General features: G+C 66.3%; 19 protein-coding genes. 14 read left to right on the top strand and 5 right to left on the bottom strand.

The genetic code is table 11. The features are described from left to right. Positions 1–268 precede the first annotated feature (268 nt). From NAV27_RS02475 to NAV27_RS02465, 3 genes are all read right to left on the bottom strand, one after another. Complete coding sequence (locus NAV27_RS02475; protein WP_232249093.1) at positions 269–1,381, bottom strand: SPM autocatalytic domain-containing protein; 1,113 nt, start codon at positions 1,379–1,381, stop codon at positions 269–271. A 57-nt stretch (positions 1,382–1,438) separates the two neighbouring features. Further along, complete coding sequence (locus NAV27_RS02470; RefSeq protein WP_102827852.1) at positions 1,439–3,085, bottom strand: acyl-CoA dehydrogenase family protein; 1,647 nt, start codon at positions 3,083–3,085, stop codon at positions 1,439–1,441. Positions 3,086–3,170: 85 nt separating this feature from the next. Further along, on the bottom strand, positions 3,171–5,156 hold the full coding sequence (locus tag NAV27_RS02465) for a sensor histidine kinase (RefSeq protein WP_102827853.1): 1,986 nt from the start codon (positions 5,154–5,156) through the stop codon (positions 3,171–3,173). 200 nt (positions 5,157–5,356) lie between these two features. On the opposite strand from NAV27_RS02465, the gene NAV27_RS02460 reads away from it, so the two are divergent. The 9 genes from NAV27_RS02460 (at position 5,357) to lnt (ending at position 14,358) form a co-directional block, all read left to right on the top strand. Further along, positions 5,357–6,151 (top strand): bifunctional hydroxymethylpyrimidine kinase/phosphomethylpyrimidine kinase, encoded by a 795-nt coding sequence (locus NAV27_RS02460; protein WP_043297704.1) that lies wholly within the window; start codon positions 5,357–5,359, stop codon positions 6,149–6,151. Between the two features lie 14 nt (positions 6,152–6,165). Next, positions 6,166–6,810 (top strand): thiamine phosphate synthase, encoded by a 645-nt coding sequence (gene thiE / locus NAV27_RS02455; protein WP_043297705.1) that lies wholly within the window; start codon positions 6,166–6,168, stop codon positions 6,808–6,810. Positions 6,811–6,865: 55 nt separating this feature from the next. Then, complete coding sequence (hemL, locus tag NAV27_RS02450) at positions 6,866–8,149, top strand: glutamate-1-semialdehyde 2,1-aminomutase (RefSeq protein WP_102827854.1); 1,284 nt, start codon at positions 6,866–6,868, stop codon at positions 8,147–8,149. Between the two features lie 203 nt (positions 8,150–8,352). Next, positions 8,353–8,892 (top strand): tetratricopeptide repeat protein, encoded by a 540-nt coding sequence (locus NAV27_RS02445; protein ID WP_008569664.1) that lies wholly within the window; start codon positions 8,353–8,355, stop codon positions 8,890–8,892. A 93-nt stretch (positions 8,893–8,985) separates the two neighbouring features. Then, the gene (gene miaB / locus NAV27_RS02440) at positions 8,986–10,299 is read left to right on the top strand and encodes a tRNA (N6-isopentenyl adenosine(37)-C2)-methylthiotransferase MiaB (protein ID WP_008569663.1); all 1,314 of its coding nucleotides are present in this window, start codon (positions 8,986–8,988) and stop codon (positions 10,297–10,299) included. A gap of 138 nt (positions 10,300–10,437) precedes the next feature. After that, on the top strand, positions 10,438–11,442 hold the full coding sequence (locus tag NAV27_RS02435) for a PhoH family protein (RefSeq protein ID WP_008569662.1): 1,005 nt from the start codon (positions 10,438–10,440) through the stop codon (positions 11,440–11,442). After that, on the top strand, positions 11,435–11,917 hold the full coding sequence (ybeY, locus tag NAV27_RS02430; protein WP_102827855.1) for an rRNA maturation RNase YbeY: 483 nt from the start codon (positions 11,435–11,437) through the stop codon (positions 11,915–11,917). The genes NAV27_RS02435 and ybeY overlap by 8 nt, the downstream gene beginning before the upstream one ends. Before the next feature lie 10 nt (positions 11,918–11,927). Beyond that, the gene (locus tag NAV27_RS02425) at positions 11,928–12,767 is read left to right on the top strand and encodes a CorC family transporter (protein ID WP_102827856.1); all 840 of its coding nucleotides are present in this window, start codon (positions 11,928–11,930) and stop codon (positions 12,765–12,767) included. Between the two features lie 79 nt (positions 12,768–12,846). After that, positions 12,847–14,358 (top strand): apolipoprotein N-acyltransferase, encoded by a 1,512-nt coding sequence (gene lnt / locus NAV27_RS02420; protein ID WP_102827857.1) that lies wholly within the window; start codon positions 12,847–12,849, stop codon positions 14,356–14,358. Positions 14,359–14,382: 24 nt separating this feature from the next. Here lnt and NAV27_RS02415 read toward each other — a convergent pair whose 3' ends face one another. Then, a complete protein-coding gene (locus tag NAV27_RS02415) occupies positions 14,383–15,150 on the bottom strand; it encodes a YdcF family protein (protein WP_102827858.1) in 768 nt (255 codons plus the stop codon). 64 nt (positions 15,151–15,214) lie between these two features. Next, positions 15,215–15,664 (bottom strand): hypothetical protein, encoded by a 450-nt coding sequence (locus NAV27_RS02410; protein ID WP_008569657.1) that lies wholly within the window; start codon positions 15,662–15,664, stop codon positions 15,215–15,217. A 254-nt stretch (positions 15,665–15,918) separates the two neighbouring features. Here NAV27_RS02410 and leuS point away from each other — a divergent pair, with 254 nt between their 5' ends. From leuS to NAV27_RS02385, 5 genes are all read left to right on the top strand, one after another. Further along, positions 15,919–18,525: a leucine--tRNA ligase gene (leuS, locus tag NAV27_RS02405; protein WP_102827859.1), complete on the top strand. Its 2,607-nt coding sequence runs from the start codon at positions 15,919–15,921 to the stop codon at positions 18,523–18,525. 43 nt (positions 18,526–18,568) lie between these two features. Further along, positions 18,569–19,174 (top strand): LPS-assembly lipoprotein LptE, encoded by a 606-nt coding sequence (locus NAV27_RS02400; protein ID WP_008569655.1) that lies wholly within the window; start codon positions 18,569–18,571, stop codon positions 19,172–19,174. A 36-nt stretch (positions 19,175–19,210) separates the two neighbouring features. Next, positions 19,211–20,242 carry a DNA polymerase III subunit delta gene (holA, locus tag NAV27_RS02395; RefSeq protein ID WP_102827860.1) on the top strand — a complete coding sequence of 344 codons (1,032 nt, stop codon included), beginning with the start codon at positions 19,211–19,213 and terminating at the stop codon, positions 20,240–20,242. Positions 20,243–20,324: 82 nt separating this feature from the next. Further along, positions 20,325–20,474, top strand: a complete 150-nt coding sequence (gene arfA / locus NAV27_RS02390; protein ID WP_102827861.1) for an alternative ribosome rescue factor ArfA — start codon at positions 20,325–20,327, stop codon at positions 20,472–20,474. Positions 20,475–20,538: 64 nt separating this feature from the next. Beyond that, positions 20,539–21,825, top strand: coding sequence for a lytic murein transglycosylase (locus tag NAV27_RS02385; protein ID WP_102827862.1), 1,287 nt, complete (start codon positions 20,539–20,541; stop codon positions 21,823–21,825). Positions 21,826–21,878: the final 53 nt, after the last annotated feature.

Genomic DNA, 21,878 nt, shown 5'->3' with positions numbered 1-21,878 from the left:
GGACAAAGAGCCCAAAGCTGGTATAGACGGGGCAAGAGTAACCGGCAAATCGGCCGACCCGAGCCTGCTGGCACCGCCTTACAGCTGCGGCGCACTGTGCGCCAGCCACGCCCCGATAGCCAGCCCCACCCGCCGGCAGCGTGCGGTAGAGCCGTGGCGCCTGGCGATGGAGCGATAAAAATCGCTCAGCGGACTACCTGAACTGCGTCGTCCTGGCTCCACACAGCCAAGCGCCGTTCACAACGCTCGCTGATGAGGCTAAAGCTGCTCAAACGGCCAGATCGACCTGCTGCACACTGCCCACCTGGCCATTCTCGAATAGAAACAACCCGGTGCTCCTGACCCGCCCTTCCAGTTGCTGCTGGGCGATCAGGTCGAAGTCACCATACGCACGCGCCAGACCGATAGCGCCAACTCCGGCGGAGTGCAGATCAAGCTGTTCGCCCGCGCCTTGCGCGTCCGGGCGCCACAGGCGGAGTTGCTCGAAGATGCTGTCACCCTCGTCAATGAAGCCGTTGCCGTCCTCGTCATACGCGCTCAGATCGGCGAAGCCATCGCCGGAGAGGGCGCCAAACAGCTCGCGGCCGTCATCGACACGACCATTGCCATTGCGGTCCAGCGCCAGGAAGGCGCTGCCGGAGGCAAGACTGGCCAGACTGTCGCGGTCTCCGTCGGCATCCAGATCGAAGCCGACGCGGCTGCTGGCATCCAGGCGTACCGGGCCGCCCCCGAGGTTGAGCACCAGCGGGTCCTGCAATACGGCACCGGCACGCATCGAAACGCTGGCGCTGCTGTATTGCACGCTGAGCATTTCGAGGCTGAGCCCGTACTGGATCGTGCGGCCGTCGGCGGTGCTGACCGTACCGCTGGCGCTGACGCTCAGCGACTCGCCGCGCCATTCCTGCACGCTGTACTGGTAGTTCAGAAAATCGCCATTCCCAGTCGCCTCCACCTGCGGCATGGCACCGCCTGCAGATGGCGCCGCTGGCGCTGGCATGGACAAGCCCGCGGAGAGCTTGTCGAGGGTGGCGTCGATCTCCTCAACCTCGCGTCCCAGCACCGCCAGCAACATACGCAGTTTGCGCAGGCTTTCTTCGTCGGGCGTGAAATCCAGGCTATGTGCGCCGTCCGCCGTGGCGGCCGGGGCCGCTTGCGGCAGGCCGTCCGCCAGGCTTTCCAGTTGTTTCGACGAGATCGCCGGCCGGTCCTGGGCAAGATGTACTTCAGCACGGCTGGAGCTGCTCACTTCGCTGCGCTCGTGCCGACTGATCTGCAGCCGCTGGCCACCACGCTGCATGTCCAGTGTCTCGTTGACCTCGCGTCCCGCCGTGTAATGCCGCTCGGCACTCAGCCCAAACTGTTCACTTGAGGTAATCCTCATGCCGCAACCCTCCGCTCATTGCCAGCATTTCGGCATCACTGAGCAAAAGTTGAGCAATTACCCCAAAGACGGGGCGCTGCGGCTGAGCAGCGCCTGGATATCGAGCCCTTTCGGCAAGGTGCCATAAACGCGCCCGTGTCCCTCCAGACGACTGGTGATAAACGCATCACTGACTGCAGAGTTACCCGCCTCCAGCAACAGCCCGGCCTGCAAGGCCACGGCGACATCCTCGGTGAGTTGGCGAGCGCGGTACTGGATATCGTCGGGATCGCGCAACGCCGTGCGAAGTCGCTCGATATGTAACTTCAGGCGCGCGTCGCCATGGCCGTCGCCGAGTACGTCGAACAGCGCGTCGAGCACACCGGCCTCCTTCGACAACGCACGCAGCACATCCAGGCACTGCACGTTGCCGGAGCCTTCCCAGATGGAGTTGACCGGCGCTTCGCGGTACAGGCGCGGCAGGATGGTTTCCTCGACGTAGCCAGAGCCGCCGAGGCATTCGCTGGCCTCGGCGATCATTTCCGGGGCGCGTTTGCAGATCCAGTACTTGCCGATGGCCGTGACCAGGCGGGCAAACTTGTCTTCACGCTCGTCATGGCGATTGTCCTGCGCGCGGCCCATGCGCAGCGTCAGCGCCAGCGCGGCTTCGCTCTCCAGCGCGAGGTCGGCCAGCACGTTGCGCATCAGCGGCTGCTCGATCAGCGCACGCCCGCCGACATGCCGGTAGGTGCAGTGATGCAGGGCCTGGGTCAGCGCCTGTCGCATCAGCGAGCTGGAGCCGATCATGCAGTCGAAGCGCGTCGAGGCGACCATCTCGATGATGGTCGGCACGCCGCGACCGTCCTCGCCGACCATCCACGCCAGCGCGCCGCGGTACTCCACCTCGCTGGAGGCGTTGGCCCAGTTGCCCAGCTTGTTCTTCAGTCGCTGGATATAGAACTGGTTGCGCGTGCCATCCGGGCGATGGCGTGGCAACAGGAAGCACGACAGCCCCTTGTCGGTCTGCGCCAGGGTGAGGAAGGCATCGCACATCGGTGCCGAACAGAACCACTTGTGGCCGACCAGTTCGTAGGGCTGGCCGGGGCCGCCGGCACCGACCGGAAAGGCGCGGGTGCTGTTGGCGCGCACGTCGGTACCGCCCTGTTTCTCGGTCATGGCCATGCCGATGGTGACGCCGGCCTTCTGCTCCATCGGCAGGTTGCGCGGGTCGTACGCGGTGGCGAGAATTTTCGGCAACCAGCGTTCGGCGAGATCCGGCTGCAGGCGCAGCGCCGGTACGCTGGCGTAGGTCATGGTCAGCGGGCAGCTGCTGCCGGCTTCGGCCTGGTTGTGCAGGTACATCAGCGCGGCCCGCGCTACCTGCGCACCGGGCTGCGGAGCGGTCCAGGGCAGCGAGGGGATGCCGTACTCGATCGCGGTGCGCATCAGCTCGTGATAGGCCGGATGGAAATCCACCACATCGATGCGATGCCCATAGCGGTCGTGCGTGCGCAGCACCGGCCGGTTCTCGTTGGCGAGAAAGCCCGCCGCCATCAACGGCCCGCCGGCAAGCGCGCCGTAGGCGTCCAGCCGGGCATCGGCCCAACCGGCGTCGAAACGCCGCAGCCACTGTCGCAGCGGCAGGTCGATGCGATAGAGATTGGCGCCGTCGAGCGGCGGCACCTGGTTGGTCACCTCATGGGTTTCGGCTGGCGGCAGGTTCATCGTGCATTCCTCGATCCGACTCAGCGGACAGTGAAGCACGCCGCCAGCAAAGCCGAGGCGCGGTATCGGCCAAAAGCACCGCGTCTCAGGCAATCGAGCCGGACGGCGCGACCGGGCTGTGGTGCGATGTCGGCAGGCCCAGCTCCAGGCGCAGACGGAAACAGCTGCCGCAGCCTCGCTGCGACCGGTGGTCGAGCTGACCATCGAGCAGCGCGGCCAGCCGCCGGCTGATCGCCAGACCGATGCCGAGGCCGCCGTAACGGCGCGTCAGCGAGGCGTCCAGCTGGCGGAACTGCTGATACAACGACGCATCGGCGGCTGCCCCGAAGCCGATGCCGGTGTCGATCACCTCGAACTGCAGCGGCAGTTGCAACGTGGCCTCGCCGGCCAGACTGACGCGCAAGGTCACACTCCCGGCGCGGGTGAACTTGATCGCGTTGTCCAGCAGATGACCGATGATCAGCGCGAGCTTCTGCGCATCGCCGAGCAACCGATCGGGCAGCGCGGCGTCCAGCTCGACGGCAAACGCCAATCCCTTTTCGCCGGCCTTCGCGGCAAAGCGCTGCTTCAGGGTCTGGCTCCACTCATGCAGACTGAACGGCGCCCAGGCGGGCTGCAGCTTGCCGGCACGCAGCTCGCTGAGCAGCAGGATATCGTTGACCAGGCGCAGCATGTCGCGCGACGACTCGGTGGCGATGCGCTGGTATTCGTCGCGCTCTTCGGGAGTCTGCGACCCCGGCAGCAGCTCCAGTGCGCCCATCACGCCGATCATCGGCGTGCGCAGCTCGTGGCTGATGTTGGAGAGGAATTCGTCCTTGAAGCGGTTGCTTTCCGCCAGCTCGCGGTTGAGTTGTTCAAGCCCGGCGCGCGAGGCTTCGAGCAGGCTGGCGCGTTCGTCCTTGAGCACATTGATGCGGTCGGCCAGCGCCATGGACAGCAGCACCACTTCCAGCGCCGCGCCGATCTGGCTGGCGTACATCGTCAGGAAGGTGTTGGGCAGATAGCCCAGCACCATCAGCGTGTTGATCTGCCCGCCGATCAGCAGCGCGCTCCAAGCGAAGATGAAGTAGCGCGCCATGCGCATGCCGCGCCACCACGCCGCTATGCCCGCGGCGAACACCGCCAGGGTGAACAGCAACGCCATGATTGTCGCCAGGCGCAGCGATACCCCATAGTCGGTCAACAGCGCCAGCGTCATCACCAGCGCACCGAGCCCCATCATCAGCCACAGCAGGCGGTCGACCCAGGGGCTGTGCTCGGCCGTACGCAGGAAGCTGCGCGTGAACTGGCAGCCGAACAGGCCGGCTGCGCCGATCAGCAAGGGCGTGGCGACGTTCGCCCACCAGGGGTTATCCGGCCAGAAATACTGCACCGCGGCGCCGTTGACCGACAGCTGGTAGAGACCGAACGAGGCGATATAGAGGATGTAGTACAGGTAGCTGCGATCACGGATGCTGACGTAGATGAGCAGGTTGTAGACCAGCATCGCCAGCAGCACGCCATAGATGAGTCCCAGCGCATAGATGTGCCCGGGGCGCTCTTCGATATACGCATGCACGCTCCACAGCGTCAGCGGAACCTGGATCGAACCCTGACTCTGCACCCGCAGGTAGAAGCGCTGCGGCTGGTTCGGCGGCAGTTCCAGCTCGAACAGGTAGTTGCCCTGCCCGATTTCCCGGCTGGCCCACGGCAGTGTGTCGCCAGTGGGCTGCGCGGCACGGTATCCGCCGTGGCCATCGGGACGGTAGAGCTCGACACGATCCAGCGGTGGATAGCCCAGCTCCAGCAGCCAGCGCTGCGACTGTCCCGGGTTCGTTGGTCGGTAGTTCAGATCGACGCGGATCCAGTAGGCCGCGCGCGAATAGCCGCCGTTGAACACGGCGTCTTCGTGCCGGCGAAACGGCCCGGCGAAGTCGGCCGCACTGACCTGCTCGATAGTCGCCGTACCGCGCGGGTCCTCGTAGATATCCATGAGCGGGCCCAGCGGCACGCGGCGGGCATGCTCATCGAATTCGGCGGCTCCCGCCAGCAGCGGCGACAGCGCAAGCAACAACAGAAGAAGGAACCGCATGTCGCCTCGCTGACGCAGATCGAGGACACCACCGACCCGGCGCGCGGATAGGCGCAGCGGTGGGAGAGAATTGAAGTGCCGACAATCTAGCACAGCACTGCGACAGTAAACCGCCACCATGATCGACCGTGCCCCGGCGCACCGCCACGACGGCACGCCCTGCGCCCCGCACGCATGGTTTGGTGATAAGCTCGCCGGCCATGAAAACGCATACTTCCCGCCCCATCGTCCTCTGTCTCTCCGGCCACGACCCAGTCGGCGGTGCCGGCCTGCAGGCCGATATCGAGGCCCTGCTCGCCCAGGGCTGCCATGCCGCGCCGACCGTTACCGCACTCACCGTGCAGGACACCGTCGATGTCAGCGACTTTCGTGTGCTCGATCGCGAGTGGGTGCTCGCCCAGGCGCACGCGGTAATCGCCGACGTGCCGATCGCGGCCGTCAAGCTGGGCATGCTCGGCTCGGTGGAGATGGTCGACACCGTGCTCGAGATCATGAGCAAGCTGCCCGGCGTGCCGCTGATCTGCGACCCGGTGCTGCGTGCTGGCGGCGGCGGCGCGCTGGGCAAGGACGACGTCGGTTACGCCATGCGCGAACGGCTGTTTCCGGTCGCCACCATCGCCACGCCAAACCTGCCCGAAGCACGTATTCTCGCCGACCTGCCCGACGGCAGCGCCGACGAATGCGCCGAACGCCTGCTGCCGCACATCCGCCACCTGCTGATTACCGGCGGCCACGGTGACGAGCGCGAAGTGCACAACCGGCTGTACAGCCGCGACGGCAGCCGCCATGAATTCACCTGCGCACGTCTGCCGGGCAGCTATCACGGGTCCGGTTGCACCCTGGCCAGCACCCTCGCCGGCCGCCTGGCGCTCGGCGAAGGCCTGAGCAGCGCGGTGCAGTCCGCGCTCGATTACACCTGGCGCACCCTGCGCGACGCCGAGGCCCCGGGCCACGGTCAGTACATTCCGCGGCGCCTGCCGCTGGACCTGGCCTGAGGGGAGCGCTGCGCATGACGGGCACCACCACCGCACTTCGCGGCCTCTACGCCATCACCGATAGCCAGCTGCTGGCCGACGGCCGCCTGCTGCCCTATGTCGAAGCCGCACTCAAAGGCGGCGCGCGGCTGCTGCAGTACCGCGACAAGTCCGCCGAGCAGGCCCGTCGCCTGCGCGAGGCCGAGGCGCTGCGCGAGCTATGCGCTCGCCACGGTGCGCAGCTGATCATCAACGACGACGCCGAGCTGGCGGCACGGCTGGGCGTCGGCCTGCACCTGGGCCAGGAAGACGGCTCGCTGGCGGCCGCGCGCGCACTGCTGGGTCCGCGCACGATCATCGGCGCCACCTGCCACGCGCAATTGCCGCTCGCCGAGCAGGCCGTCGCCGAAGGTGCCAGCTACGTTGCATTCGGCCGCTTCTTCAACTCCAGCACCAAGCCCGGCGCGCCGGCCGCGGATGTCGCACTGCTGCACGCGGCCCGCAAGCGCTTCGGCGTGCCGATCGCCGCGATCGGCGGCATTACGCTGCAGACCGCGCCACAACTGATCGCCGCCGGCGCCAATCTGATCGCGGTGATCCATGCGCTGTTCGCCGCCGACTCCGCCGCCGAGGTGCAGCGTCGCGCCGAGGCGTTCAGCCAACTGTTCAGCCCATCCTGATTCCCAACGGCGAGCCGCGCCACGCCGGCCCGCCCTGCCATTCGCGAGGCCCCGCATGTCCCGTTCCGAAACCCTGTTCGCCAGCGCCCAGACCCACATTCCCGGCGGCGTCAACTCGCCGGTACGTGCCTTCCGCAGCGTCGGCGGCACGCCGCTGTTCCTCAAGCACGCCGAAGGCGCCTACGTGATCGACGAGGACGACAAGCGCTATGTCGACTACGTCGGCTCCTGGGGCCCGATGATCCTCGGCCACAGCCATCCCGAAGTGCTCGACGCGGTACGCCGCCAGCTCGACCACGGGCTGTCCTATGGCGCGCCGACGGCGATGGAAACGCAGATGGCCGAACTGGTCTGCAGCCTGGTGCCGTCGATGGAGATGGTGCGCATGGTCAGCTCCGGTACCGAGGCGACCATGAGCGCGATCCGTCTGGCGCGTGGCTACACCGGCCGTGACGCGATCATCAAGTTTGAGGGCTGCTACCACGGCCATTCCGACAGCCTGCTGGTCAAGGCCGGCTCCGGTGCGCTGACCCAGGGCGTACCCAGCTCGGCCGGCGTGCCGGCAGACTTCGCCAAGCACACCCTGACGCTGGCCTACAACGACCTCGCCGAAGTCGAGGCCACGCTGAAGGAGAAGGGCGAGCTGGTCGCCTGCATCATCGTCGAGCCGGTGGCCGGCAACATGAACTGCGTGCCGCCAGCGCCGGGCTTCCTCGCAGGCCTGCGCCGGCTGTGCGACGAGCACGGCGTGGTGCTGATCTTCGACGAGGTGATGACCGGCTTCCGCGTCGCCCTCGGCGGTGCGCAGGCGCACTTCGGCGTGACGCCGGATCTGTCCACCTTCGGCAAGATCATCGGCGGCGGCATGCCGGTCGGCTGCTTCGGCGGCAAGCGCGCCATCATGGAGTGCGTCGCGCCGCTCGGCCCGGTCTACCAGGCCGGCACGCTGTCGGGTAACCCACTGGCCATGGCCGCCGGCTTGACCACGCTGAAGCTGATCAGCCGCCCGGGCTTTCACGCCGAGCTGACCGATTACACCAGCCGCATGCTGCAGGGCCTGCAGGATCGTGCCGATGCCGCCGGCGTTCCGTTCGTCACCACCCAGGTCGGCGGCATGTTCGGCCTGTACTTCAGCGGCGCCGACGACATCGTCACCTTCGCCGACGTGATGGCCAGCGATGCCGAGCGCTTCAAGCGCTTCTTCCATCTGATGCTCGAGGGCGGCGTCTATCTGGCACCGAGCGCCTTCGAGGCCGGCTTCACCTCCATCGCCCACGGCGATGCCGAGCTGAAGATCACCCTGGACGCCGCCGAGCGGGCCTTCGCCAGCCTCAAGTGAGCCACCGCGCGTGGGCAGGACGGCTCCCTGCCCACACGACCTCGAGACACCTCGCCACCTCTCGCGGCGACAGGCGACGGATAAACCGTCGCGGTGGGCGGAAAGGCTTTGTAAGCCCGCGGTCACTTATCCATAATGTGACCGCCGACGCGTTTGCGCCGGCCACGTCCGTAAACGCCCTGCTTCTCGAGGCGCCTCGATCCATGACCCGCACCGGCCGCATCCTGTCTTTGGGCTGTCTGCTGCTTTCGCCACTGCTGGCTGACGCCGGTGGCAATTCGCTGCTGATTCCGGCGACGGCGCGCTGCGCGCTGAACACCGTTCCCGAGGAGCTGCCGGCGGCCCTGCGCGCGTGCCAGCAGGCGGCCAGCGAGGGCGACCTGCAGGCGGCGTTCGAGCTAGGCGAGTTCTATTACGACGGCCGCCGCGCGCCGCGTGACCTAGCCAAGGCGCTGCACTGGTTCGAGCAGGCCTCCTTGCAGGGACACGCGACCGCTCAGCACAGGCTCGGCGTGATGTTCTTCCGCGGCGAAGGTGTGCGCGCGAACAACGTGCAGGCCTATGTCGTGCTGAAGATGGCCGCGGTCAACGGCGACGAAGATGCGCTCGACACCGCCGACCGGGTCGCCGAGCAGATGCGCCGCGATGAGCTGGAGATCGCCACCCAGGTGCTCGGGCAGATCTTCCGCGACTACCTGCTGGAACTGCAGGCCGCCGAAGGCCGCGAGCCGCTGCGCCCCTGACCGGCCACCGGCTTTCTTGACCGCCATACTTTTATCGCTCTTGCGCTGCGCCTATAATCGCCGGTCATTTTTTGCACAACGCCGGCCCGTAACATGACCCGCAAGCTCTACATCGAAACCCACGGCTGCCAGATGAACGAGTACGACAGCTCGCGCATGGTCGACCTGCTGGGCGAACACCAGGCCCTGGAAATCACCGAGAATCCGGCCGAAGCCGATGTGATCCTGCTCAACACCTGCTCGATCCGAGAGAAGGCGCAGGAAAAGGTGTTTTCCCAGCTGGGCCGCTGGCGCGAGCTGAAGCAGGACAACCCGCAGCTGGTGATCGGCGTCGGCGGCTGCGTGGCCAGCCAGGAAGGCGCAGCGATCCGCGATCGCGCGCCCTACGTCGACGTGGTGTTCGGTCCGCAGACGCTGCATCGCCTGCCGGAAATGATCGACGCCGCGCGCACCACCCAGCAGCCGCAGGTGGACATTTCCTTCCCCGAGATCGAGAAGTTCGACCGCCTGCCCGAGCCGCGCGTCGACGGCCCCAGCGCCTTCGTCTCGGTGATGGAAGGCTGCAGCAAGTACTGCTCGTTCTGCGTGGTGCCCTACACCCGCGGCGAGGAAGTCAGCCGACCGATGGCCGATGTACTCGCCGAGATCATCCACCTGACCGAAAACGGCGTGAAAGAAGTCACCCTGCTCGGGCAGAACGTCAACGGCTATCGCCACGACGGTCACGACTTCGCCGACCTGCTGCATGCGGTGGCGGCGGTCGAGGGCATCGAGCGCATTCGCTACACCACCAGCCACCCGCTGGAGTTCTCCGACGCCATCATCCAGGCCCATGCCGACATCCCGCAGCTGGTGCGCTATCTGCACCTGCCGGTGCAGTCCGGGGCCGACCGCGTTCTCGCGGCGATGAAGCGCAACCACACGGCGCTGGAGTACAAATCGCGCATCCGCAAGCTCAAGGCAGCGGTGCCGGGGATTCTGATCAGCTCGGATTTCATCGTCGGTTTCCCCGGCGAGACCGAGAAAGACTTCGAGCAGACCATGAAGCTGATCGAAGAGGTCGGCTTCGACTTCTCCTACTCCTTCGTCTACAGCGCACGCCCAGGCACGCCGGCCGCCGACATGGCCGACGACACCCCGGACGAGGTGAAGAAGCAGCGCCTGGCCAGACTCCAGCACCGCATCAACGAGCTCGGCTTCGAAAATAGCCGACGGATGGTGGGCACCACCCAGCGCATCCTGGTGACCGACTACTCGAAGAAGGACCCGGGCATGCTCCAGGGTCGCACCGAGCACAACCGCATCGTCAACTTCCGCTGCGACAATCCCCGACTGATCGGCCAGTTCGTCGACGTACACATCGACGACGCCCTGCCCCACTCGCTGCGTGGCACTTTGCTGCCTTGAGTCGCGTACCGCACGCCGCACGCCCCCATGTGAACGCAACGGGGGCCGTGCCGCCCATGCAACTGCGCTTTTCGCATCGCGCGCGCAGCGCTATTCTCCATTCATCTATCCGCCGAGTCCGGCCACACCTACAAGCCCTTGAACGCACCCATAGAACCTCATCGCTTCACCCTCGAACCCTTTGAAGCCCGCCGCTTCGCCAATCTCTGCGGCCAGTTCGACGAGCACCTGCGCCTGATCGAACAGCGCCTCGCGCTGGAAATCCGCAACCGCGGCAACCAGTTCGAGCTGGTCGGCCCGACCGACGCGGCCAAGTCCGCCGAAAACCTGTTGCGCCGCCTGTACCGCGAAACCAAAACCACCGAGCTGTCGCCGGACATGGTGCATCTGTACCTGCAGGAATCGGGTCTGGAAGAACTGGCCAACCCCAGCGCCCACCAGGGCGTGGCCCTGCGCACCAAGAAGGGCATGATTCGCCCGCGCGGCGCCAACCAGCAGCGCTACGTCAAGGCAATCCTCGACAACGACATCAACTTCGGCATCGGCCCGGCCGGCACCGGCAAGACCTACCTGGCGGTGGCCGCCGCGGTGGACGCTCTGGAGCGCGAACAGATTCGCCGCATCCTGCTGGTGCGTCCGGCGGTGGAGGCGGGCGAGAAACTCGGCTTTCTGCCCGGCGACCTGGCGCAGAAGATCGATCCCTACCTGCGTCCGCTGTACGACGCGCTCTACGAGATGCTCGGTTTCGAGAACGTGGCGCGGCTGATCGAGAAGCAGGTGATCGAGATCGCCCCGCTGGCCTACATGCGCGGCCGTACGCTGAACAACAGCTTCATCATCCTCGACGAAAGCCAGAACACCACCCAGGAACAGATGAAGATGTTCCTCACCCGCATCGGCTTCGGCTCCACTGCGGTGATCACCGGCGACATCACCCAGGTCGACCTGCCGCGCGGCACCAAAAGCGGCCTGGCCCACGTGATCGAGGTGCTCAAGGGCGTCAACGGCATCAGCTTCACCCACTTCCAGCCCAAGGACGTGGTACGCCATCCGCTGGTGCAGCGCATCGTCGAAGCCTATGAGTCGTTCGAAGACCGCCACGCCCAAGCCAGCCACCGCAGCGCAGACAATCGCCATGATTGAACTGGACGTACAGCTGGCCAGCACCGGCAAGGTCCCGGCCGCTGCCGAGCTACAGCGCTGGTGTGAACTGGCGCTGCGCCAGCGCAGCGGCGACTCCGAGCTGACCATCCGTCTGGTCGACGAGGAAGAAGGCCGTGAGCTGAACCGCACCTGGCGGCACAAGGACTACCCGACCAACGTGCTGTCGTTCCCCGCCGACGTGCCGGACGAGTTCCTCGACATCCCGCTGCTCGGCGACCTGGTGATCTGCGTGCCGGTGGTCGAGCGTGAGGCCGCCGAACAAGGCAAGCCGCCGGCCGCGCACTGGGCGCATCTGGTCATCCACGGCTGCCTGCATCTGCTTGGTTACGATCACATCGAGGATGCCGAGGCCGAGGAAATGGAAGCACTGGAGCGTCAGCTCCTGGCCGAACTCGGCCATCCCGACCCCTACGCCGAACTTTCGCCCGAAACGGGCACCGACAAGGACTCTTGAGTCGCACACCATGAGCGAAGATCGATCGACCAGCGGGCAGAAGTCCTGGCTGGAAAAACTCACCCAGGCTTTTGTCCATGAGCCGAAGACGCGTCAGGACCTGCTGGATATCCTGCGCGAAGCCCATCAGAACAAGCTGCTCGACAACGAGGCGCTGGCCATCGTCGAAGGCGCCATCCAGGTCGCCGACCTGCAGGTGCGCGACATCATGGTGCCGCGCTCGCAGGTGATCAGCATCCGCGCCGACCAGTCACCCCGGGACTTTCTGCCGGCGGTGATTTCAGCCGCGCATTCGCGTTACCCGGTCGTCGGCGAAAGCCTCGACGAAATCATCGGCGTGCTGCTGGCCAAGGATCTGCTACCGCTGATCCTTCGCGAGGAGCAGCACGATTTCGACATCAAGGAGCTGCTGCGGCCGGCGACCTTTGTCCCGGAATCCAAGCGCCTCAACGTGCTGCTGCGCGAGTTCCGCGCCAATCACAACCACATGGCCATCGTCATCGACGAGTACGGCGGCGTCGCCGGCCTGGTGACCATCGAGGACGTGCTGGAGCAGATCGTCGGCGACATCGAGGACGAGCACGACGTCGAGGAAGACAGCTACATCCGTCCGCTGCCCAGCGGCGACTTCCTGGTCAAGGCGTTGACGCCGATCGACAGCTTCAACGAGTTCTTCGGCAGCGAATTCCCGGACGACGAATTCGACACCGTCGCCGGGCTGGTGATGAGCACCTTCGGCCACCTGCCCAAGCGCAACGAGATCACCGAGATCGACGGCTTCCGCATCCGCGTGCTGAACGCCGACAGCCGTCGCGTGCACATGCTGCGGGTCAGCCGGCTGAACGCCTGATCGCGGCAGGCCTGCGGTTGGCGAGTGCCACAGCATCGCCAACCGCAGGCCGCCTCCATTGTCCTTTCGAGGTTCCCCGATGCTCTGGATCACCCGCCCCGGCTGGCCGGGCAACCTGCTGGCGCTGGCGGCCGGCGCGCTGACCACGCTGGCGCTGGCGCCGTTCGATCTCTGGCCGCTGGCGCTGCTGTCGATCGCCCTGCTCTATCTCGGCCTGCGCCAGTTGACGCCCAAGGCGGCCGCGGGGCGCGGCTGGTGCTACGGCTTCGGTCTGTTCGCCTCGGGCGTCAGCTGGGTCTATGTCAGCATCCATGACTTCGGTGCCGCCTCGCCGGCGCTGGCCGGGCTGCTGACGCTTGGTTTCGTCGCCGGACTGGCGCTGTTCTTCGCGCTCCTCGGCTGGCTCTGGGCGCGCGGGCTGCGACGCGAGCAGGCGCCGCTGGCCGACGCCCTGGCCTTCGCCGCGCTATGGCTGGCGCTCGATGCGCTACGCGGCTGGGTACTCACTGGTTTTCCCTGGCTGTATGTCGGCTACAGCCAGCTGCACGGACCGCTGGCCGGGCTGGCACCGGTGGGCGGCGTGTGGCTGCTGAGCTTCGCCATCGCGCTGAGTGCCGCACTGCTGGTGAATCTGCCGCGCCTGCTGGCAACTCGGGGACAGCTGGCCATCGCTCTGGTGCTGCTGGCGGCGCCGTGGCTGACCGGTTGGTGGCTCGCCGGGCATGCCTGGACGCAGGACAAGGGCGCACCGCTGACCGTCGCCGCGGTACAGGGCAACGTCGCCCAGAGCATGAAGTGGGACCCGAAAAAGCTCGAGATGCAGCTGCTGCTGTATCGCGACATGACCTTCCGCAGCCGCCCGGCCGACCTGATCGTCTGGCCGGAAACCGCGGTACCGATCCTCAAGGAACACGCTGCGGGTTATCTGGACATGATGGCGGGCTTCAGCCAGCAGCGTGACGCCACGCTGATCACCGGCGTGCCGGTGCGCCAGCCCAACGCCGCCGGCGAGATGCGCTACTACAACGGCCTGACCGCGGTTGGCGCAGGCGCTGGCACCTACCTCAAGCAGAAACTGGTGCCATTCGGCGAGTACGTGCCACTGCAGGAGGTGCTGCGCGGGCTGATCGCCTTCTTCGACCTGCCGATGTCTGATTTTGCCCGCGGCGAGCCGGGCCAGCCGCTGCTGCAGGCCAAGGGCCTGCAGATCGCCCCGTACATCTGTTACGAAGTGGTCTATCCGGAATTCGCCGCCGGCCTCGCCGCGCAGAGCGACCTGCTGCTGACGGTAAGCAACGATGCCTGGTTCGGCCGCTCCATCGGTCCGCTGCAGCATCTGCAAATGGCGCAGATGCGCGCACTGGAAGCCGGACGCTGGATGATCCGCGCCACCAACAACGGCATCACAGTACTCATCGATCCGCGCGGGCGTATCACCGAGCAGGTGCCGCGGTTCGAGGAAGCGGTGCTCTACGGCGAGATCACGCCGATGCAGGGGCTGACGCCCTATCTGCGCTGGCGCTCGTGGCCGCTGATCGTGGTCTGCACGCTGCTACTCGGCTTTGCGCTGCTCAAGCGGCGCAACGTCTGAGCGCAGCCGTTCAGTTCGCGGCAGCTAGTCTGCCGCGTAGACCAGCGGGTAGACCGCCATTCCGACGATCTCGTTGAGCAACATGCCGTTCTGCCAGTACGCCTTCACCTCCGGCAGCCAGCCATTCAGCGGCCGACCGTTGGGCACCCCGACGAAACCCACCGGCGCAGCGATCACCTCGATGTCGTTCTGCTCGAAGCACCAGCGCGAACGCGGCATGTGTGCCGCCGAAGTCACCAGTACCACCCGCTCGATGCCTTCGGCCTTGAGCATACGGGCGCTGTAGACGGCATTTTCCCAGGTGGTACGGCTGCGCTCCTCGAGCCAGCGGGTCGCCACGCCGAAATCTTCCTGCAGTACCTGGGCACCGATCGCTGCTTCGCTCGGCGGCTGACCGTAGTGCAGACCGCCGCTGGTAAGAATCGGCAAGCCGGACACTTTCGCCACCCGCGCCGCATAGCGCAGGCGCTCTAGCGCAACGTAACCCGGCTGATCGCTGCCCCAGGCCGGATCAGCCTGCTCACGCCCCGCGCCGAGGACGACGATGGCGCCGGCTCGCGCCGCCAAGTCCGGCCACTGCGCCGCCTCCAGCGCCGGCTCGCGCTCGACCGCCCGCGCCGCCCACTCGACCACGATCGGCAGGCTCATCAGCCAGAGCCCGCCGAAGCCGCCGATGAAACACAGCGCCGCCAGCCGCGGTGCGCGCTGGCGCAGCCACCAGCCCAGCAGCAACAGCAGCAGCAGGCCGCCCGGCGGCAGCATCAGCTGTTTGAAGATATAACGAAGGGGCATGCGGCATCTCCGTGTCGACCGCCGGCAACTCTACGTGGCCGGCGCCCGTGCCGCTATGCCGTACTCAATGGCGTCGGTAGGAAAACAGCCGCTGACGCGCGCGCAGCAGCTGCGAACCGCACACCGGGCAGATCGCCGGCCCAGGACCATCAGGCCAGTGCACCTCGCTACTGCACAGCGCGCAGCTCATCGACTGTTGCAGCGACAGCGGCACATGCTTGCCATGTCCGCCATGACGTCCGCGCGACACGCTGCGCAACGACGGCCGCTGGGCCTGGCGCGCCAGCAGTTCCTGTTCCTCGGCGGCGGCATGCCAGCCCGAGAGCCATTGCGCGTCACGCTGCAGATACGCACGAATCAGTTCGAATTCGGCTGGCGTCAGCCCCCTGACCTCCAGCTCGGCATTTCCGGTTTCCCCTGCTACCGCATTACGCTCCGCCTCTTCCAGAGCCTGTGTCAGGCGCCGCAGCACGCGGCCGTAGAGACTGCTTTCTTCCGAGGGCTCTTTACCCATGATTCACCTCGTCTTCTTCCCGCCCCCAATCCAAGCGTAGACGAGAGTTGGGCGCAGGCGTCGAGGACGACAGACGGCAGTGCGCGGCTGGGGGGCAAATCGGGTTTCCCTAGGCTGCGGGGGGTCATGTATGCTACGGCGCTTCCATGCCCTCCGCCTGCAACCGCTTCGCGGCTGCTGTCCCGCCCCGCCGGACCTGCCAGCCGAGCCTGTGCATTCGCGGAGAGCCAGCCCCCATCCCAACGCCAGTAGCCATGCACGAACAGTATCAGCCCCGCGAGATCGAAGCCGCCGCGCAGTCCCACTGGGACGCGCAGAAATCCTTTGAAGTAAGTGAGCAGCCCGGCAAGGACACCTTCTATTGCCTGTCGATGTTCCCCTACCCCAGCGGCAAGCTGCACATGGGCCACGTGCGCAACTACACCATCGGCGACGTGATCGCCCGCTACCAGCGCATGCAAGGCAAGAACGTGCTGCAGCCGATGGGCTGGGACGCCTTCGGCATGCCGGCCGAGAACGCGGCGATGAAGAACAACGTCGCGCCGGCCGAGTGGACCTACGAGAACATCGCCTACATGAAGACCCAGCTGAAATCGCTGGGCCTGGCCATCGACTGGTCGCGCGAAGTCACCACCTGCAAGCCGGACTACTACCGCTGGGAGCAGTGGCTGTTCACCAAGCTGTTCGAAAAGGGCGTGATCTACCGCAAGAACGGCACGGTGAACTGGGACCCGGTCGACCAGACCGTGCTGGCCAACGAGCAGGTTATCGACGGCCGCGGATGGCGTTCGGGCGCGCTGATCGAGAAGCGCGAAATCCCGATGTACTACTTCAAGATCACCTCCTACGCCGATGAGCTGCTGAGCAGCCTCGACGAGCTGGACGGCTGGCCGGAACAGGTCAAGACCATGCAGCGCAACTGGATCGGCAAGTCGCGCGGCATGGAGATCAGCTTCCCCTACGACGTCGCCAGCATTGGCAGCGAAGGCCTGATGAAGGTCTTCACCACCCGCCCCGACACCCTGATGGGTGCCACCTACGTGGCCGTTGCAGCGGAACATCCGCTGGCCACCCTGGCGGCGCAGAACGATTCCGAGCTGCAGGCCTTTATCGACGAGTGCAAGCGCGGCGGCGTCGCCGAGGCCGATATCGCCACCCAGGAGAAGAAAGGCCTGGCCACTTCCCTGCGCGTGCAGCACCCGCTGACCGGGGAGCTGCTGCCGGTGTGGGTCGCCAACTACGTGCTGATGAACTACGGCGAGGGTGCGGTCATGGCCGTGCCAGCGCATGACGAGCGCGACTTCGAATTCGCCAGCAAGTACGGCCTTCCGATCAAGCCGGTGGTGCGCACCAGTGCCGGCGACGAGACGCCCGCGCCCTGGCAGGACGCCTACGGCGAACATGGTCAGCTGATCAACTCCGGCATCTTCGACGGCCTGGACTTCGAAGGTGCCTTCGACGCCATCGAAGTGGCCCTGCAGAAGAAGGGCCTCGGCCAGGCCCGCACCCAATTCCGCCTGCGCGACTGGGGCATCAGCCGCCAGCGCTACTGGGGCTGCCCGATCCCGATCATCCATTGCGACAGCTGCGGCGACGTGCCGGTGCCGGAAGACCAGCTGCCGGTCGTACTGCCTGAAGACGTGGTGCCGGATGGCGCCGGTTCGCCGCTGGCGAAGATGCCCGAGTTCTACGCGTGCAGCTGCCCGAAGTGCGGCGCACCGGCCAAGCGCGAAACCGACACCATGGACACCTTCGTCGAGTCGTCCTGGTACTTCGCCCGCTACGCCAGCCCGAACTACGACAAGGGCATGGTCGACCCGCAGGCAGCCAACCACTGGCTGCCGGTGGATCAGTACATCGGCGGCATCGAGCACGCCATCCTGCACCTGCTCTACGCGCGCTTCTTCCACAAGCTGATGCGCGACGAAGGCCTGGTGTCGTCGAACGAGCCGTTCAAGAACCTGCTGACCCAGGGCATGGTGGTTGCCGAAACCTACTACCGCACCCTGGAAAACGGCGGCAAGGACTGGTTCAACCCGGCCGACGTCGAGGTCGAACGCGACGCCAAGGCCAAGGTCATCGGCGCCAAGCTGAAGACCGACGGCCTGCCGGTGGAAATCGGCGGCACCGAGAAGATGTCCAAGTCGAAGAACAACGGCGTTGACCCACAGGCGATGATCGATGCCTACGGCGCCGACACCTGCCGCCTGTTCATGATGTTCGCCTCGCCGCCGGACATGAGCCTGGAATGGTCCGACTCCGGCGTCGAAGGCGCCAGCCGCTTCCTGCGCCGCGTCTGGCGTCTGGCCCACGCGCATGTCAGCGCCGGGCTGCCGGGTGCGCTGGATGTGGCCTCGCTGAACGACGAACAGAAGGCCGTGCGCCGCGCGATTCACCTGGCGATCAAGCAGGCCAGCACCGATGTCGGCCAGCACCACAAGTTCAACACCGCCATCGCCCAGGTGATGACGCTGATGAACGTGCTGGAGAAGGCGCCGACCGCCAGCGAACAGGACCGTGCCCTGCTGCAGGAAGGCCTGGAGGCCGTCGCCCTGCTGCTCGCACCGATCACCCCGCACATCTGCCACGAACTCTGGCTGCAGCTGGGCAAGAGCGGCGCGATCATCGATGCGCAGTGGCCCAAGGTCGACGAAGCCGCCCTGGTGCAGGACAGCCTGACCCTGGTGGTGCAGGTCAACGGCAAGCTGCGCGGCCAGATCGAAGTGCCGGCCAGCGCCAGCCGCGAAGAGGTGGAGGCCGCCGCCCGCGATAACGAAAACGTACTGCGCTTCACCGAAGGCCTAACCATCCGCAAGGTCATCGTGGTGCCGGGCAAGCTGGTCAATATCGTCGCAAACTGATCCGGTCCAGGCGCCTGCGCCTGGCCTGCAATGGGGATACAAGATGAACAAGGGCAATCTGGTAGTGCTGGGCCTGACGCTGCTATTGAGCGCCTGCGGCTTCCAGCTGCGCGGCACCGGCGATGTGGAGTTCGGCCTGAAGGAACTCGACTTGCAGGCACGCAACAGCTACGGCGACACCGTTCGCGAGCTGCAGACGCTGCTCGAGCGCAACGACGTTCGCGTCCATCCTGGCGCCAAGTACAGCCTCAACCTGGCCAACGAGCAGACCCGTCAGCGCACCGCCAGCTATACCAGCTCGGCACGCAGCGCCGAGTACGAGCTCACCAGCACCCTCGACTACCAGTTCCGCGGCCCGCAGGATCGCCTGCTGCTGGAGGATCGCGTCGAGGTGCAGAAGGTCTATGTGCACGACAGCAACAACCTGATCGGCTCGAGCCAGGAAGGCGACCAGCTGCGCCAGGAAATGCGCCGCGAACTGCTGCAGCAACTGGTCATGCGCATCCAGCGCATCACCCCCGGCGAACTCGACCGCCTGCAGCAGGAGGCCGAAGCCAAGGCCCGTGCCGAAGCCGAAGCTGTCGAAGCGGCACGGCGCGCGCAGGATGCGCGGCCGCAGCAGTCGCCCATCGAACTGCCCATTCAGTAATGCCACGGGGACGGCAACGTCCCCGCATCTGCCCACATGAAACTCGCCCCTGCGCAGCTCGCCAAGCACCTGCAAGGCACGCTGGCCCCGGTCTACGTGGTCAGCGGCGACGAGCACCTGCTCTGCCAGGAAGCCGGCGACGCGATCCGCGCGGCGACTCGGGCACAGGGCTTCAGCGAGCGCCAGGTATTCCACGCTGAAAGCGGCTTTGATTGGAGCCAGCTGATCGAAGCCGGTGCCAGCCTTTCGCTGTTCGCCGAAAAGCGCCTGCTCGAACTGCGCATCGCCAACGGCAAGCCTGGCGACAAGGGCGCCGCAGCACTGCTCGAATACCTCGCCCGCCCGGCCGAAGACACGGTACTGCTGATCAGCCTGCCCAAGCTCGACGGCAGCACGCAGAAGACCAAGTGGGCCAAGGCGCTGATCGACGGCAAGGACGTCCAGTTCCTGCAGATCTGGCCGGTGGAAGCGACGCAGCTGCCGCAATGGATTCGCCAGCGACTGGCACAGGCCGGCCTATCCGCCGACCAGGAAGCCATCGAACTGATCGCCGCGCGGGTCGAAGGCAACCTGCTGGCCGCCGCGCAAGAAGTCGAAAAGCTCAAGCTGTTGGCCGAGGGTGGCCAGATCAATGCCGCGACTGTGCAGGCCGCTGTCGCCGACAGCGCCCGCTATGACGTCTTCGGCCTGATCGACGCGGCGCTGCACGGTCAGGCCGCCCATGCGTTGCACATGCTCGAGGGCCTGCGCGGCGAAGGCGTGGAAGCGCCGGTGATTCTGTGGGCGCTGGCCCGCGAGTTGCGTTTGCTGGCCAACCTCGCCATGCAGTATAGCCAGGGCACGCCGCTGGAACGCGCCTTCGCGCAGGCCCGTCCGCCTGTGTGGGACAAGCGCCGTCCGCTGCTGAGCAAGGCGCTGCAACGCCACGGCGCAACCGCCTGGAACCAGATGCTGGTGGAGGCGCAGCAGATCGATGCTCAGGTCAAGGGGCAAGCCGAGGGCGATCCCTGGATCGGCCTTTCCCAACTGTGCCTGCGCCTGGCCGGCAAGCGTTTCGGGCTCGCCTGAGCGTTCGCCAGCCCAGCCACTGGACATTTTTTGCACAACGCCTATGATGCGCTCGCCTGCTCCCACGACACGAGGGCATACCATGAGCGAGAGCACGAAGCACACCAACAAGGCCAAGCGCCTGATTGCCCAACCGCTGTTCCGCAGCCGCCAGGAAACGCCGAAAAAAGGCAAAGGCAGCTACCGCCGCGAAGCCTCCCACTGGGAGGCTTCGGTCCTTCTGGCAGGCTGAAAAACCAAGCCAGGCAAAGCGTGTTAAGGTTTGCGACCTACGACACGGTCCCCGAGAGTTGTGCATGTTTTTCCCCTTCGTTCCCGTCCTGCTGTTGCGCACGCTAGTCACCGCAGCCGGCCTGAGCCTGATCGTTGCCTGCGCCGCCGAGCCACTGGCCCGCGCCGCCTCGGGAACCAGTCCCCAGGCGATCACCGCGCCTGAGGCCAGCGCGGCGAATATCGTCAGCACGCCGCTCAGCTTCAGCGAATGGCGCGAGGCCTTTCGCACCGAGGCGCTCGCCGCCGGCATCTCGCCGCAGCTGTTCGATCGCGCATTTGCCGGGGTAACGCCCGACGCCAGCGTCATCGCCGCTGATCGCAGCCAACCCGAATTTACCCGACCGGTCTGGCAGTACCTCGACGGCGCGCTCTCCGATCAGCGCGTGCGCAACGGCAAGCGGCTGCTCGCTGAACACGCCGCGACGCTGCAGGGCATCGAGGCACGCTACGGCGTGGACCGTCAGGCACTGGTCGCGGTCTGGGGACTGGAGAGCAGCTTCGGCCAGATCCAGGGCGACAAGTCGGTGATCCGCTCGCTGGCCACTCTGGCGCATGAGGGCCGGCGGCCACAGTTCGCCAAGAGCCAGCTGATCGCGGCACTGCAAATCCTCGAGAGCGGCGATATTCCCGTCGAACAACTGCGTGGCTCCTGGGCCGGCGCAATGGGCCAGACCCAGTTCATTCCGACCACCTACAACACCCACGCGGTGGATTTCGACGGCGACGGCCGCCGCGACATCTGGAACAGCCCGGCCGATGCTCTGGCCTCGGCCGCGCATTACTTGCAGGCGTCCGGCTGGCAGCAGGGCCAGCCTTGGGGTTTCGAGGTGCGCCTGCCGGAGACATTCGACTATGCGCTGGCCGACATGGAGTTGCGCAAAACGCTCGGCGAGTGGAGCCGTCTGGGCCTGCGCGGCCTACCGGCTGGCTCTGACGAGCGCAGCGCGAGCCTGCTGCTGCCTGCCGGTCACCGCGGACCGGCATTCCTGGTGCTGGACAACTTCCGCGCCATCCTGCGCTACAACAACTCCTCGGCCTATGCGCTGGCCATCGGCCTGCTCGGCGAACGCTTCCAAGGCAGCGGCCAGATTGCAGCCTCCTGGCCGCGCGGCGAGCAGCCGCTGAGCCGCTCCGAGCGCCTGGAGTTGCAGGAGCGACTGGATCGCCAGGGCTTCAATCCCGGCACGCCGGACGGCATCATCGGCGCCAATACCCGCAAAGCCATTCGTGGCTTCCAGCAGCAGCTGGGCTGGCCGGCGGATGGCCATCCCAGTCAGGAACTACTGGGGCGCCTGCGCGACCGGCCATAACGCCTGCGGCGGCCATGCGGCTGTCAATCGACCAACCAATCGGCGAACGCCAG

Origin of the sequence: Stutzerimonas degradans, assembly GCF_024448505.1 — a bacterium.
GTDB lineage: Bacteria > Pseudomonadota > Gammaproteobacteria > Pseudomonadales > Pseudomonadaceae > Stutzerimonas > Stutzerimonas degradans.
Note: the sequence above shows the minus strand (reverse complement) of the source record. Positions and strands in the feature narration are given on the sequence as shown.